Origin of the sequence: Arthrobacter sp. UM1, assembly GCF_020483305.1 — a bacterium.
Taxonomy (GTDB): domain Bacteria; phylum Actinomycetota; class Actinomycetes; order Actinomycetales; family Micrococcaceae; genus Falsarthrobacter.
On the sequence record NZ_JACWAB010000001.1, the window covers coordinates 685,780 to 700,859 of the forward strand.

7 protein-coding genes are annotated in these 15,080 nt (G+C 70.0%); 2 read left to right on the top strand and 5 right to left on the bottom strand.

Annotated elements, in window-relative coordinates; all coding sequences use genetic code 11:
- Together H9I38_RS03110 and glf are read right to left on the bottom strand one after the other, a co-directional pair.
- Positions 1-1,962: a glycosyltransferase gene (locus H9I38_RS03110; RefSeq protein WP_226337202.1), complete on the bottom strand. Its 1,962-nt coding sequence runs from the start codon at positions 1,960-1,962 to the stop codon at positions 1-3.
- Positions 1,959-3,146 (bottom strand): UDP-galactopyranose mutase, encoded by a 1,188-nt coding sequence (glf, locus tag H9I38_RS03115; protein WP_226337203.1) that lies wholly within the window; start codon positions 3,144-3,146, stop codon positions 1,959-1,961. Before glf ends, H9I38_RS03110 begins: the two co-directional genes overlap by 4 nt.
- A gap of 683 nt (positions 3,147-3,829) precedes the next feature.
- On the opposite strand from glf, the gene H9I38_RS03120 reads away from it, so the two are divergent.
- Positions 3,830-7,450, top strand: coding sequence for an FtsK/SpoIIIE domain-containing protein (locus tag H9I38_RS03120; RefSeq protein ID WP_226337205.1), 3,621 nt, complete (start codon positions 3,830-3,832; stop codon positions 7,448-7,450).
- Here the strand turns inward: H9I38_RS03120 and H9I38_RS03125 are convergent.
- Complete coding sequence (locus H9I38_RS03125; protein ID WP_226337207.1) at positions 7,420-7,812, bottom strand: hypothetical protein; 393 nt, start codon at positions 7,810-7,812, stop codon at positions 7,420-7,422. The genes H9I38_RS03120 and H9I38_RS03125 overlap by 31 nt on opposite strands.
- Positions 7,813-8,259: 447 nt before the next feature.
- Between H9I38_RS03125 and H9I38_RS03130 the strand changes: the two genes are divergently transcribed.
- A complete protein-coding gene (locus H9I38_RS03130) occupies positions 8,260-8,508 on the top strand; it encodes a WhiB family transcriptional regulator (RefSeq protein WP_226337209.1) in 249 nt (82 codons plus the stop codon).
- A 151-nt stretch (positions 8,509-8,659) separates the two neighbouring features.
- Here H9I38_RS03130 and H9I38_RS03135 read toward each other — a convergent pair whose 3' ends face one another.
- Together H9I38_RS03135 and H9I38_RS03140 are read right to left on the bottom strand one after the other, a co-directional pair.
- Positions 8,660-10,129: a sensor histidine kinase gene (locus H9I38_RS03135; protein WP_226337211.1), complete on the bottom strand. Its 1,470-nt coding sequence runs from the start codon at positions 10,127-10,129 to the stop codon at positions 8,660-8,662.
- Positions 10,130-10,154: 25 nt separating this feature from the next.
- The gene (locus H9I38_RS03140; RefSeq protein WP_226337213.1) at positions 10,155-14,897 is read right to left on the bottom strand and encodes an NAD-glutamate dehydrogenase; all 4,743 of its coding nucleotides are present in this window, start codon (positions 14,895-14,897) and stop codon (positions 10,155-10,157) included.
- Positions 14,898-15,080: the final 183 nt, after the last annotated feature.

Sequence of the window (15,080 nt, forward strand, 5' to 3'; positions counted from 1 at the left end):
TCAGGCCCCGTCCCGTCGGGCTGCCGGGTTGCCCTCGAAGGTCTGCGTCCAGGCGGGCACGCCCGTGACCTCCGGAAGCGCCTCGCGGTATTCACGGCTGAGACGGTCCCACTGGGCGTACAGGCGCGAGTAGAGCTCGGCGAACTCGCGGAGTCGCTTGCGCGTCTCCCTCGGGTCCCGCTTGTGCCACGAGATTCCCGTGCCCTCGGCGTTGGAGACCAGCGCCGAGTCCAGCGCCGCGAGCCGCCACCAGGTGGCGTCCTGCTTGGCCACGACCTCCTCGGGCCGCTCTCGGGCTTCCGGGACCGGCGGCACGAACATCTGCCGGACGCTCGTCTTCGCAAGCCAGAAGGGAAGCATCGCGTACGAGGGCGGCTTGGGGCTGCTGCGCTTGGCACGGCGGGCGCTGCGCCCCGACTGCGGGAAGTCGGCGGGCTTCGGCTTGAAGTCCGCATCGGAGAAGTCCGATTTCGCGGCGCGGAGCTCGGCCGCCTTGGAGCCGATGGTCGCGTGCATGTGTCCCGGGCCGCTGAGGACGTCCTTGAGGGCGTCCACACGGGCGGCGCTCGCGTACCACTGCATGCTGAAGACGTGCTTGACATCGGTGGCAAGGCACCGCGTCAGCACTCCGCCGCCGTGGTCGAACGGTGAATGCAGAAGCGCGGCGATGAGACGGTTGCGGAGGTGGAAGTACGCCTGCCAGTCGATCGAGTCGTCCTTGTCGATCCAGGCGACGTGCCACACCGCAGCGCCGGGCAGCGTCACAGTGGGGAAGCCCGCCTCGGCGGCACGGAGGCTGTACTCGGCGTCATCCCACTTGATGAAGACGGGGAGGGAGAGGCCGACCTTCTCGATGACAGCGCGCGGGATGAGGCTCATCCACCAGCCGTTGTACCCGGCGTCCCAGCGCTTGTGCAGCTTCGGGCTCGAGCGCAGGCCGTCCTGCTCGAAGTCGTGGCGGTGCTCGAGTCCCTCCGTGATGCCCCAGTCGAACCGGTAGCCTCCGGCCGACTCGCTCCAGGCGTGGAGAACGCTGCGAGCGTGGAGGTCGAACATGTGTCCGCCCACGATGGTCGGCACCAGGCAGTGGTCTGCGAAGGCCAGTGCCCGGAGGATGCCCTCGGTCTCCACGAGGATGTCGTCGTCGAGGAGCAGGAGGTAGTCCGCACCGGTCTCGAGCACTCGGGACATGCTGCGGGAGAACCCGCCGGAGCCTCCGAGGTTGCCCTGCTCGATGACCTTGAGCTGAGGACCCAGCTCAGACTGGAGGCCCTCGTACTCCTCGCGGTCCCGGACACGCTGGGTGCCCTGGTCCACCACGATGAACTCGTCGAGGGACTCGCGCAGCTCTTCATCCGCGGCGATCGCGGCGATGGTGCGGACGCAGTAGTCCGCGCGGTTGAAGGTGGTGGTGCCCAGGCTGAGGCGGCCGCGGGGGGCGGTGCTGTCCACGGAGTACTCAGCCGAGTCGAGGACAAGCCCCTCGTGGTCCGCGATGAGATCGAACCAGTACCAGCCGCCGTCGCCGAAGGCCGTCAGCGGGAGGGTCCAGGAGCTCTCCCGGCTGCCGGACACCCGCTCCGAGTGGACCCGCTGGCTGATGCCCCGGGCATTGGACTTGTAGACCACAACCATGCCCTCGCCGGAGGTCCTCACGGACAGGGCGACGGTCTCCACGTCCGTCCAGCGCCGCCAGTACGCGGCGGGGAAGGCGTTGAAGTAGGAGGCGAAGGAGAGCCGCTCGTTCGGCCGGACCTTGACGCTGCGGCGCGAGACGACATCGTCCGGATGCCACTCCGTCTGCCGGGCAACGGAGATCCGCTTGCGCTTGGAAGGCCGCCACCCCTCCTCGATGTCCGGCTGGGGCGGCAGGCCCTGGTCCACGTACAGCGGGAGGACGTCGACGTCCTTGTCGGCCGGGAAGACGACCCGATGGACGACGCGAGGCATCGGATGGCTCACGCGTCCACTCCTCCCGCCTCAAGCGGCTTGCCCGCTGCGAAATGGGGCTCGATCTTGTTGTCGAAGACGGAGAGGGCCGCGCCGATCGCCATGTGCATGTCGAGGTACTTGTACGTGCCGAGGCGGCCGCCGAAGACGACGTCCTTCTCCGCCTTGGCGAGGTCCCGGTACGCGAGGAGCTTGGTGCGGTCCTCCTCCGTGTTCACCGGGTAGTAGGGCTCGTCGCCCTTCTCCGCGAAGCGCGAGAACTCGCGCATGATGATCGTCTTGTCCTTCGCGTAGTCCCGCTCCGGGTGGAAGTGGCGGGGCTCGATGATGCGGGTGAAGGGGACGTCGTCGTCGTTGTAGTTGACCACCGAGGTGCCCTGGAAGTCGCCGGTGTTCAGCGTCTCCTGCTCGAAGTCGATGGTCCTCCACTTGAGGTCGCCCTCGGCGTAGTCGAAGTAGCGGTCCACCGCGCCCGTGTAGACCACCGGCACCTGGCCGACGACGTTCTTCTTGGAGAACTCGGAGGCCTCGTCGAAGAAGTCGGTCTCCAGATGCACCGAGATCTTGGGGTTGTCCGCCATCCGCTCGAGCCACGCGGTGTAGCCGTCAGTGGGGAGGCCCTCGTACTTGTCGTTGAAGTAGCGGTTGTCGTACGTGTAGCGGACCGGGAGGCGCGAGATGATGCCGGCGGGCAGGTCCTTGGGGTCCGTCTGCCACTGCTTGCCCGTGTAGTGCTTGATGAAGGCCTCGTAGAGGGGACGGCCGATGAGCGAGATGCCCTTGTCGTTGAGGTTCTGGGGATCCTGGCCGGCGAACTCTCCCGCCTGCTCGCGGATGCGCTCGCGCGCCTCGTCCGGCGTCAGGTTGGCCCGGAAGAACTGGTTGATGGTGCCGAGGTTGATCGGCAGCGGGTAGACCTCGCCCTTGTGGACGCCGTAGACGCGGTGGACGTAGTCCGTGAACGTGGTGAACCGGTTGACGTACTCCCACACGCGCTCGTTCGACGTGTGGAACAGGTGGGCCCCGTACTTGTGGATCTCGATGCCGGTCTCCGGGTCCCGCTCAGAGTAGGCGTTTCCGCCGATGTGATTGCGCCGGTCGATGATCGAGACGTTCAGTCCGAGCTGGTTCGCTGCTCGTTCGGCGATCGTCAGCCCGTAGAGGCCCGATCCGACGACGACGAGATCAGTATTCACGCAGAGCTCCTGTCAGGGTGCCGGAGGCGTTCCGGCTCGGCAATGGGTTCCTGGCGCCCGGAGGGGCCTTGGCTCCACCCTACCCAAGACCATTCCGCTTCTTCTGGAAACCGGCTTCCCACGGCGTCGTCGGGGCGAAGCGCGGCCCCGTCTTCCCGCGATCCTGCGCGGCTCTGGAAAGTTGTCCACATTCGCGGCCCTCCCCGGCAGCCCGGGACCGTCCGGCGCCTACCGTGAGGTGCATGATCCCGATTCGGCTGGTGAGCACCCCTGCGGCATCGCTGCGCTGGGGCGTTCCCGCGAGCGCGGAGCTCGTGCTCGACGACGGAGAGGGGACTCAGCGTGTCCCTCACTCCGAAGCGGCCCCATGGATCGCCCGGGCTCTGGGGCCGGGATTCGACGAAGCCGTGTCATGGATCCGCCTGCCGGATTCAGAGGGCCTCGGAGCAGGGCAGACCGTTCTCCTCGCCGATCCTGACGGTCCCCGGGCTGCGCCGCACACCCCCTCACCCGCGTCTGGGCGTCCCCCGGGCGGTGAGGCCACCGCCGACGTCGAGGGCTCTTGGGCCGGATGCGCCCCGCCCGGAGAGCCGCGCCTTGTCTGCACCGCGGGGCTGGACGTCGGCCTAGTCCTGCGGCTGGCACGAGGGACACAGACCCTCGGTCGCGCAGGGGATCTCCGTGTGTCGGACCCGTCCGTGGGACGGGAGCACGTGAAGCTCGCCCTGGATGACGCGGGCCTCTGGGCCGAGGGCATGAGGAATGCCATGCTGGTGATGCGAGCTGACCGCGTGCTGCCGGTCGGGTCGGACCCGGTGCGGCTGCGGGCCGCGGATGTGCTCGTTCTCGGCGCCGTTCATCTGCGCGTGGATGCCGGGCCCGGACACTCGGGAGGCCTGTCGGCTGCGCGTCCCCTCCCCGCCTCGTTCCACCTGCCGCCCGAAGGCACGGAAGGCCCCTCTTCAGCCACCTCGCCGCCGCATGCCTGGCGGTGGGCGATGGCCCTCTCTCCCCTGGCTGTCTCTGTGTGCCTTGCTCTGGTCCTGTCCTCGCCGATGCCGCTCGTGTTCGGTCTGACCGCCCTGCTCTCCGCTGTTCCCCTCCTCTCGGGCGCCCGACGCGGAGAACGCGAACGGCGGAGGCATGCCCGGGTCTCAGCCAAGGAAGCTGCGGAGCGGAGGTCCGCTGCCGCTCCCTCCCTTCCGGACGCGCTCGCGGGAGACTGTGCCGCGTTCCTGCCGGAGACAGTGTCCTTTCTGGACCGGGACGCTGGGGAAAGCGAATCCGAGTGGGTTCTCGACGCCCTCGCCCCGTCCGAGGGCAAGCCACACATCCAACGGCGGAGCGAGGGCGCCGAGGTGCTCATCCGGTGCGGAACCGTGCTCGTGCTCCCCCGCTCGCCCGGAGGAACGCCGGATCCGGGACAACGCGATGTGGACTCCTCGAGCATTCCTGCCCCTGCGCTTCCCATCGCCCTGCGGCTCTGGCCTCGACGTCCCGGGGCTCAACCTCTTCCGGCGGGTTCTCGGCACTGCCCGGATCCCGGCATCTCGTACGAGGTGCGCTTCGGCTCGCGGGATCCTGCGGCCACTGTCCGGCTCCTTCTGCTCTCCCGCGCAGCTCGTCCGGGCCTCGGACCGGTGCTGTCCGTCCACGAGTCCTCTGTGCCGGTCGAGGCGGCGGGCCTGCCCGGCGTCGTCTTCTCCCCCGGTCCGGACGCCGTACACGTCTGCGAGCGGAGCACCTGCCGCTGGGCCTGTCTCTCGCGCATCAGGGTGGAGCGCGCCGGGCCGGCGAACTCCCTCAACGGGCGGCTGTGGTGCGCAGACGGGATCTCTGTGAACGGCTTCCGGAAGACCGCCGCCGGACTCGCCTCCATGCGGACCGGCGAAGCCGAGGCTTCCGTGGTGCCCGAGCGACCGCCCGGCCCGGCCTCGCCCGTGTTGGCCCTCGACTCCCTCGGCTCGCCGTGGCGGCCAGAGTCGCACGGAGAGAGCGGGCTGCAGGCGCTGGGCCCGCACGTCTTCGCGGTCGGGACCACGGGCAGCGGGAAGACGGAGCTGATCAGAACGCTCATCGTCTCGGCCCTGCTCGAACGCCCGCGTGTCCCGTGGCGTCTGTTCCTCATCGACTTCAAGGGCGGCTCCGGTCTGAGCGCCTTCGCCGGGCTTCCCGGGGTGGAAGACGTGGTCAGCGATCTCGACGGCGGATCGGTCCACCGGGTCCTCGTCTCTCTCGCAGCCGAGGTGCGCCGCCGGGAGGCCTGGCTCGCCGAGCACGGCTGGCCTGACCTGGAGAGCGCGTGGGCGGCCCGCTCGCCCACCGCGGAGGCGGCGCCTCCGCAACTGCTCATCGTCGTCGACGAGCTCCAGGCCTTCACGGAGTCCGTGGAGGGCGCCCCGGAGGCGCTTGCGCGCATCGCCGCTCTCGGCCGGTCTCTGGGGATCCGCCTCCTCCTTGCCTCTCAGCGCGCCTCAGGCGCCCTCTCCCCTGCGCTTCGGGCGAATGTGGCCTCAGTCCTGGTTCTCCGTCCGGCTGCCCCGCTGGAAGCGGGCGAGTTCCTCGACGGCCCCCTCCGCAGCGACTCACTCGCCTGGAGCGCTGGGAGCTTCGCGGTGGTCTCCCACGGCTCGGTCTCCGGCCCGTATCACGCACGGACATGGCACCAGCTCGCCGCCCCGGAACCCTCCTGCCGCCCGTGGGGAGGGGACGAGACGGAGAGACCGGCGGCAGCGCGGCCGGGCCCAGACCACCGCACCGAGGTCCAGGCAGGCGCTGCCCTGGCAAGCCTCCGAGAGGCGCTGCGGCGGAAGCACCGGGAGGTCCGCGAGCACTCCGCCTCGCTCTGGCCCCGCTGCGTGGCCCCGGAGCTTCCCCGCTCCAACGACGACGCTCTCCCGCCGCCGCCAGATGCCGACCCCGTGGGGCTGGTGGACGATCCGCTGAACCAGCGCGTCCTTCGCCTCGAGGGCCCAGACGCCCACGCGCTCCTCGCCGGCCAGCCCGGGCATGGGATGGAAGACGCGCTTCTCGCTCTCGCGCGCGGCAGGACCGCCCCGGGCCGCGAGGGTGACGCTGGCATGCTTTGCCTGCTTTTCGGCGAGCGAAGCCCTCTGGCCGAGCTCACGGAACGCGCCCACGGCTGGTGCAGCACGAAGAATCCGGGTGACGTTCTCGAGTTCCTGGCCTGGGTCCCGGAACCGGAGCACGGAATGACCCTCGTCATCGAGAGCCTGGACCTCGTCGTGGACCTGGTGCGACGCTGGGGCCGGGACGACCTCGAACAGCGCCTCGCGGCCTGGACAGCCCGGGCGGCCTCGTGCGGCGCGCTGCTGCTCGCTTCCTGCCTCAGGGAGCCCGGCCGCCTGTCCTCGGCCCTCGCCTCGCGGGCGTGGTTCCCGGCTGCGGTTGCTTCAGAGACGCTCCGCTCCTGGCCGAGGCCGTGTCAGCGCGTTCAGCCCCTTCCCGGCCGGGCCCTCCTCACGGGACCGTGGCGCTGCACGCACGCGCACCGTCAGGCGGAGACCAGCGCCGCCGGGCGGTCCGGCCCCGAAGACTCTGCCCTCCTGGACGCCTCGCACGAAGCACAGTTCATGACGTCCTCCCCTGCCTCGCCTGCACCCGTCTCTGCGGTTCTCCCGAGGGGAGACGGTGCTCGCTCATCTCCGCAGCCGCGCTTCGCGCCCCTCCGGTCTTGGACGAAAAGGCCAGCAGACCAGAACCTCACGGCGGCCTCGCCGGGCGGCCCGCTGCACCTGGGGTTCACAGCCGAAGGGGCACCTGTGAGCCTCGAGCTCGGCACAGAAGCCGTCCTCGCGGTCCTGGCCGAGGACAAGGCGGTTCGGGCGGCGGCCGTGGAGGGCATCGCTGCACGTCATCCGACACTCAGGGCCGCCGCATGGTCTCCTGAGGACGGCCTCGAGGCCCTCGACGGACTCCTGCGCGACGGCGAAGGGCCCTGGGTGATCGGGCTGCCCTCAAGGGTTCCGCCAGCTCTCGGGGCTCGCCTCTGGCGCCGCTCCCAGGAGCCGCTCGGGCTCGTGCTCGGCCCGTGCCGTCCCTCTGACGGAGACCTCCTCGGAGCCAGGCTGCCTCTCTCCGCCGCCGCGGACCCGGACGCCAGCTGGCTCGTGCAGCACGGCAGGGCAACGCGATTCGCCCTCCTCGACGTCATGGAAGAGGACGGGCCGCAGGGGCAGGCCTCCTCGCTCAATGCACGGTCCAGAACGGCGTCAGAGGAGGCCGGAAGGCAGGGGCCCGGAAAGGGCGCCGTTCATGCCGCGGAGCCGGAGGAGGCGCCGTGACGCTCGAACCAGAGACGCGTGGCAGGCCAGAATCCGGCGATGAGGCACAGCGCCGAGACCGCGATCAGCGGGATTCCCGCGACGGGCAGCGCGGCCAGAAAGGAGAACCCGGCGATGAGGCACAAGGTCTGGAGGAACACCATGCCCTTGTGCGCCGCAAGACTCGCTCGGGACATGCCCCACGTGACGAGCGCCGCCACGGCGCCGAGGAGCAGAAGCAGAATGTCGGTTCCGGCACCGCCGCCCCCGTACCGGGCTACGGTGAAAACGCCTGCGCCGAGCAGGCCGAGAGCCTCCAGTCCGGTGAGCCCGAGCAGGGCGGCGACGCTGGGAGGGGCTTGTCGGAGCGGCTGGACTGGCATGGCACCCACTCTACGCGGGGGCGTCCGCCCTGACGGGGCTCTGAAGCGGGAGACGGCCACGTTCGGAGGGACCGGCCCAAGGGCGGGCTGCGGCAGAGCCTCCCGAAGCCACCGGCGTCATCCCGCCGGAAGCCCAGCGCGCGAAACCGGTTTGACCCGCACCTCCGCCAGACCATAGGCTGAGTGTTTGGCCAGTGTGTGACCAAGATGACACCCGCCGGGCCGCATTCAGCGGACGGTTGCCCTTGTTTGCTTTCCGTTCACGTGGAAACCTTGAATGCGGAACAACGAGGCCGGACCCCGCACCGAGCACCACAGAGCCCCTGCCCCACCAGAGAGCCCCTGCCCCACCAGGCGCGCACTCCCCCGCAGCGGAGGGCAGCGCGGGCCGCGGTGAAACGCCTCGTCTCCCCCTGACCTTTCTCGCATAGGAGCGTGTTCACGCACATGGATTGGCGTTCTAAGGCCGCGTGCCTCGACAAGGACCCCGAGCTGTTCTTCCCGGTCGGCAACACCGGCCCTGCCCTTCTCCAGATCGAAGAGGCCAAAGCGGTGTGCCGCACCTGCACTGTCATGGACACCTGCCTCCAGTGGGCCCTCGAGTCCGGCCAGGACTCGGGCGTCTGGGGCGGTCTCTCGGAGGACGAGCGCCGTGCGCTCAAGCGCCGAGCCGCTCGCGCCCGCCGCGCCTCCTGACCGGACCGCCTCAGGCAACCGCTCTTCTTCAGCCGGGTCCCTCTGCCTCTCAGGCAGACGGGCCCGGCTTCGCTGTGTCCACAAAGCCCAGTCCCGGTCTGCGCCCCGGTCTGCGTTCCGCGCACGGCGGGAACCGGCTGCGAGGCGCTCGCTACCGCGCCTTCTCCACCGTCATCTCCAGCGTGACCGCGGTTCCGCCTGCAGGCCTTCTCTTCCACTCGATCGAGCCTCCGAGCTCGCTGCGGACCAGGGTCTTGACGATCTGCGTTCCGAGGCCCGAGCCTTTGGCGGACTGTCCCGCCGCGGCGGCGTAGCCGGCGCCGTCGTCGGCCACGGTGACCGTGAGACGGTCCGGGGTTCCCTCCGGCGCGTCTGGACCGCGCGGAGTGCGCCGCGCCGTCAGCGTCACCTGCCCGTTCTTCCGCCCGGCGAAGCCGTGCTCCACCGCATTGGAGACGAGCTCGTTGACCACGAGCGCCAAGGGAGTCGCGGAGTCGGAGGGGATGTATCCGAAGCGACCCTCGAAGACGGTCTCGATCCGCTGGTCGTTGGACGCGATCTCGGCGGCGAGGCGGAGCTGCCGCTCGATGAGCTCGTCGAAGTCCACGGACTGGGAGAGCCCGTGAGACAGGGCCTCGTGGACGCGCGCGATCGTCTCCACACGCCGCATGGCCTGGGAGAGCCCCTCCCTCGCCTCGTCCGACTGCATGCGCCGCGACTGCATCCGCAGCAGCGCCGACACCGTCTGGAGGTTGTTCTTGACGCGGTGGTGGATCTCGCGGATGGTCGCGTCCTTGGAGACGAGCTCCTTCTCCCGCCGCCTCAGCTCCGAGACGTCACGGCAGAGCAGGATGGCGCCGGTGCGGCCGTCCCGGGCTCGGAGCGGGATCGAGCGCAGCGTGAGCGTGGTCCGCTGGGCCTCGATCTCGCTCCGCCACGGCATCCTGCCGCGCAGCACGAGCGGCAGAGACTCGTCCGCCAGGCGCGTGGTGAGCTCGAGATCGGAGGTGAGGGCCGTGAGGCTCCGCCCCACGAGCGGGCTGACGATGCCGAGACGGCGGAAGGCGGAGACCGCGTTGGGGCTCGCGTAGACCACCGTGCCGTCCACGGCGAGCCGCATGAAGCCGTCGCCCACGCGCGGAGCGCCGCGGCGGGAGCCGGTGGGCGTGGACGACTCCGGCCACAGCCCGAGCCGGCCCATCTCGAGGAGCTCGTCCGCCGCGTCATGGTAGGCGTGCTCGAGCTCGCCCGTCCCGCCGAGGCTCGCCGAGCGGTGCAGGGTCACGACGGCGACCGATCTGTCCCGGCGCCGCATCGGCACGGCGGCAATCCCCTCACCGCGCTGGGTCTCCCCCTCGGCGTAGGCCCGCCGGATGAGCGGGTCCTCCGAGACGCTGGGCAGATCGCCCACGAAGTCGATGGGGAACTTCGTGTGCGCCGTCGAGGGCCGGACGTGGGCGCGGGCTCGGAACTCCCCCGCCTCGTCCGGCAGCCAGAGGGCCAGGTCGGCGAACGCGAGGTCCGAGACGATCTGCCAGTCCCCCACGAGCAGGTGCAGCCATTCGAGGTCGCCCTCGAGCAGCCCCTGCGACTGGCCGGTCTCCGAGCTCAGGAATCCCACGCGTCCGCCTTCCCGCCGCGCCCGGCTAGTACCGGACGATCGAGCGCATCATGCGCAGCGCCACCGACATGGAGGCCATGTCGGAGCGGCCGTGCAGCTGCTCGATCGTGCTGACGGCGCGGCTGAGCGACTCGCGGTGCTCGTCCTCCCAGCGCTGCAGCAGCTCGCCGACGGGCGCCGAGGCCTCCGCCTCCGAGTCCTCCCCAAACCGCAGAACCGTCTGCGTCAGCTCGGCGACCACTGCGTAGAGGTCGTCGCGCAGCGCAGCCCGGGCCAGCGTCTGCCAGCGGTCCTGGCGCGGAAGCTCGGTGATGCGGGTCAGCATGCTGTCGATCTCGAAGCGGTCGTAGACGGCGAAGTACATCGAGGCGACGCGCTCGGCGGGCTGGCCCGTCGCCGTCGCGATCCGCGCGACGTCGAGCAGCGCGAACGTCTCGAACTGGGACGCCCACGTCCGCGCGAGCTCCTCCGGGACGTCGGCCGCTCGCGCCCTCTGGAAGGACTCCTCGAAGCGCTCGCGGTCCTCGCCGACGACGACCTTGGACATCCGGGCCCGCATCGGCTCGATGACCGGCTTGTACAGGCTGATGTCCTCGGTGATGGACGTGCCCCGCGGCGCGTTGGAGAGCAGCCAGCGCACGGCGCGGTCCAGCAGCCGCCGCAGGTCGCCGAAGAGCTCGTTCCACATGGTGACGTCGAAGTGCGCGGGCAGTGCGGAGAACTCCTCCATGTACGAGTCCACGTCGTAGATCTCGCAGGCGACGACGAACGCGCGGGCGATCGTCTCGAGGTTGAGCGTCGTCTCCTCGAGGACGCGGTACGCGAAGGTCACGCCGCCGATGTTGACCATCCGGTTCGCCACGAGCGTGGAGATGATCTGGTTCCGCAGCGGGTGGCGCTGGAGGTCCTCCTCGAACCGGTCCCGGATCTGCGCCGGGAAGTAGTCCCGGAGGACGCGCTCGAAGTACGGGTCCTCGGCGAAGTCGGTGCTCGCGAGCTGGCGGGCGATCGACATCTTCGAGTAGGCCGCGAGCACGGCGAGCTCCGGGGCGGTGAGGCCCGTTCCGCCCTCCATGCGGCGCTGCAGCTCGCCCGTGGCGGGCAGGCCCTCGAGGTCCCGGCTGAGGTCGGCGTGCTCCTCGAGCCACGTCATGTGGCGCTCGAAGCTCGGCCCCCACTCGAGCGAGCGGGCCCGGTCCGCCTGGAGCAGGATGTTCTGCGCCACGTTCGTCGCGAGCACGAGCTGGCCCACCTCGTCCGTCATGGAGTGGAGGAAGTCCGCCCGCTCGTCCTGGGCGAGCTTGCCGTGCGCCACGAGCTCGTCCACGAGGATCTTGATGTTGACCTCGTGGTCCGAGCAGTCCACGCCCGCCGAGTTGTCGATGGCGTCCGTGTTGACGAGCACGCCCTCGAGCGCGGCCTCGACGCGGCCCGCCTGGGTGAGGCCGAGGTTGCCGCCCTCGCCGATGATGCGGGCCCGCACGTCGCGGCCGTCCACGCGGAGGCTGTCGTTCGCGCGGTCTCCCACGGACGAGTTCGACTCCGTCGAGGCCTTGAAGTACGTTCCGATGCCGCCGTTGTAGACGAGGTCCACCGGGGCCTTGAGGATGGCGCTCATGAGCGCCGTCGGGGCCATCTTCTGGGCGCCGCCCTCGATGCCGAGCACCTCAGCGGCCTCCTCGGAGACGCTGATGGACTTCGAGGCGCGGGAGAACACGCCGCCGCCGGCGCTGATGAGCGAGGAGTCGTAGTCCGCCCAGCTCGAGCGCGGCAGCTCGAAGAGCCGCTGGCGCTCCGCGAAGGAGGCCTCGGGATCCGGGTTCGGATCCAGGAAGATGTCCCGGTGGTCGAACGCCGCCACGAGCTTCGTCGTGCGGCTGCGCAGGAGGCCGTTGCCGAAGACGTCTCCGGACATGTCGCCGATGCCGACGGCGGTGAACTCCTCCGCCTGGCAGTCCACGCCGAGCTCCGCGAAATGGCGCTTGACGGACTCCCACGCGCCGCGGGCCGTGATGCCCATGGCCTTGTGGTCGTAGCCCACGGAGCCGCCCGACGCGAACGCGTCGCCGAGCCAGAATCCGTACTCCGCCGAGATCGAGTTCGCGATGTCGGAGAAGGAGGCCGTGCCCTTGTCCGCGGCGACGACGAGGTACGGGTCGTCCGCGTCATGCCGGACGACGCCCTCGGGTGCGATGACCTCGCCCGCGCGCTCGCCCTGGCCGCGGTTGTCCGTGAGGTCGAGGAGGCCGCGGATGAAGGTCCGGTACGCCTCCTTGCCCTCGTCCATCCAGGCGCCGCGGTCGGCGGCGGGATCGGGGAGCTGCTTGGCGAAGAAGCCGCCCTTCGCTCCGTCCGGCACGATGACCGCGTTCTTCACGGCCTGGGCCTTGACGAGGCCGAGGATCTCCGTGCGGAAGTCCTCCTTGCGGTCGGACCAGCGCAGGCCGCCGCGGGCGATGTCGCCGAAGCGCAGGTGCACGCCCTCGACGCGCGGCGAGTAGACCCAGATCTCGTGGAGCGGCCGCGGCTGAGGAGCGAACTCCAGGTCCCGCGTCCGCAGCTTGAAGCTGAGGCGGGGCAGGCCCAGGTAGAAGTTCGTCCGGTCGGTCGCGTCGATGAGATCGCCGAACATCCGGAGCAGACGGTCCGCGTCGAGCGTGGACACGCTGTCCAGCTTCTCCTCGAACTCGGCCGACGCCGCCCCCACAAGGCGGTCGCGGTGGGCGTCGTCGTGCTCCGGGCTGAAGCGGGCGTCGAAGCGGGCCGCGAGGGCCGCCGTCAGCTCGGGGTAGTCCGCGAGGGTCGAAGACATGAACGTGTAGGAGTGGCTCACGCCGCACTGGCGCAGGTACTTCGCGTAGGCGCGGAAGACCGAGACCATGCGCCAGTCGAGGCCCTGGGCGAGGACGAGCCGGTCGAAGGCGTCCGACTCTGCCATCCCGCTGTACTGTCCGGCGATCGCCTCTTCGAGCCGCGTTCCCGCCCCCTCGGAGACGAAGTCCGCCGGCATGACGACGCGGAAGTTGTAGATGTGGAACGTGCGGCCCGCCAGGGTGTTGACCTCATAGGGGCGCTCCTCCTCCACGACGAGCCCGAACTGCTGGAGCACCGGGAGGATGTCGGAGAGCGCGAGCGAGCGGTTCACGAAGAAGCGCAGCGAATGCGTGCCGTCTCCGTTGTCCGCGAGCTTCAGGCGGGTGCTCGTGCCCTCGGCGGGGAGGGACTCGAGGACCGCGGCGTCCTCGATGGCGTCTTCGACTTGGAAGGCCACGCGGTAGGACGGCGGGAAGGCCTCCCGCCATTCGTCCACGAGCTCGAGGGCCTGGCTGCGGCCCGCGACGTCGGCGAAGCCCTCCGCCCACGAGCGCGCGGCGATGACGACCTTGCGCTCCAGGTCCGCCGGGTCCACCTGCTGCGGCGAGTCCGCGGTGAGGCGGAGGCGGAAGAACATGCGGGTCAGGACCGACTCCGACATGGAGACGTCATAGGTGACGTCGCTCGACTTGAACTCCTCCTGGAGCACCTTCTGGATCCGCAGGCGGACGCTCGTGGAGAAGCGGTCGCGCGGGAGGAAGACGAGGGCGGAGGCGAAGCGGCCGAACGCGTCCCGGCGGACGAAGAGGCGGGTGCGCCGGCGCTCCTCGAGCTGGAGGATCCCCTTGACGAACTCGACGAGCTCGTCCTTGTCGATCTGGAAGAGCTCGTCCCGGGGGTAGGACTGGAGGATGGCGCGGAGATTCGCGCCGGAGTGCGAGTTCGAGGCGAACCCGAAGTGCTGGTGGAGGTAGTCCTCCTTGGAGCGCAGGACCGGGATGGTGGAGACCGGCGCAGCGTAGGCGCGCTGGGCGAAGAGGCCGATGAAGCGGCGCTCGCGCATGAGGGCGCCGTCCACGCCGTAGGTCTTGAGGCTGACGTAGTCCAGGTACGCGGGACGGTGCACCGTGGAGCGGCGGTTCGCCTTGGTCACGGTGAGCACGTTGTCATTCGTCGCGAGCTCGTAGGCGCGGTCGGAGAGGGCCCGTCCCACGGGAGAGTCGTCATGACGGCTCATGATGCCGGCGCCGGTGCCGGGCACATTGACGAGCTGCTTCGAGCCGTCCTGCGGGAGGTCGTACTCGCGGTAGCCGAGGAACACGAAGTTGCCGTCCAGCATCCACTCGAACAGATCCCGCGCGTCACGGGCCGACTCCTGGTGCGGCCCGGGCTCGGCGGCCATCTCCATCGCGGCCCGGACGGTGTCCTGGGCCAGCTCGCGCATGCGGTCCTGGTCTCGGTGCGCGCTCGCCACGTCGCCGAGCACCCGGCGGATGCCCTCGAGGAGCTGCTCCCGAGCGTCCGCTTCCACGGGAACCGTGAGCACGAGGGAGGCCCAGGACTCGAGCTGCTTGCGGTTGCCGGACTCCGGCGCTTCGATGACGGGCAGGACGGAGGTGTCTCCCGTGGCCATGCCGACGTAGGAGGAGGTCGTGGAGAGGCTGACGAGCCGGCCGTCCTCCGTGCGCTCGGCCAGGAAGATCGGGTGGGAGATCATCTCGATGCCGCCCCCGAAGCGGGCGGCCTCGGCGACCACCGAGTCGACGAGGAACGGCATGTCGTCGGCGACGGCGAAGATCGTGGCGTGCGGCGTCGTGGTGTCGACGTCGAGGAGGATCTCGCCTTCGGCGCGCTGCGAGGCGAGCTCGCGATGCTGCCGAGCGCGCGCGATGAGGGACTCGTCCCCGTGAGCCCGCCTGTCCTCCTCGGAGAGGTGCTCAAAGTAATGCTGCAAAAACTGGTTTTCTGCCTCATCCCGTCCGACGAGCGGCTCTGGACGTACGTCCTGCATCAACATGCCTCCGGCTGATTCATTCACCTGTAGAGCGACAGCCTCGTTGCTGGCGCACGCATCCGAGCCTACTCCGTTTTCCTCCTCGCGTCCGCCCGTGTCAGAGCACTCGGCATGGAAACGCCG

Excerpts from the sequence above, each read along its gene's own strand:
- H9I38_RS03125 (WP_226337207.1), bottom strand. The coding sequence starts at position 7,812 with ATGCCAGTCCAGCCGCTCCGACAAGCCCCTCCCAGCGTCGCCGCCCTG.
- H9I38_RS03130 (WP_226337209.1), top strand. The coding sequence starts at position 8,260 with ATGGATTGGCGTTCTAAGGCCGCGTGCCTCGACAAGGACCCCGAGCTG.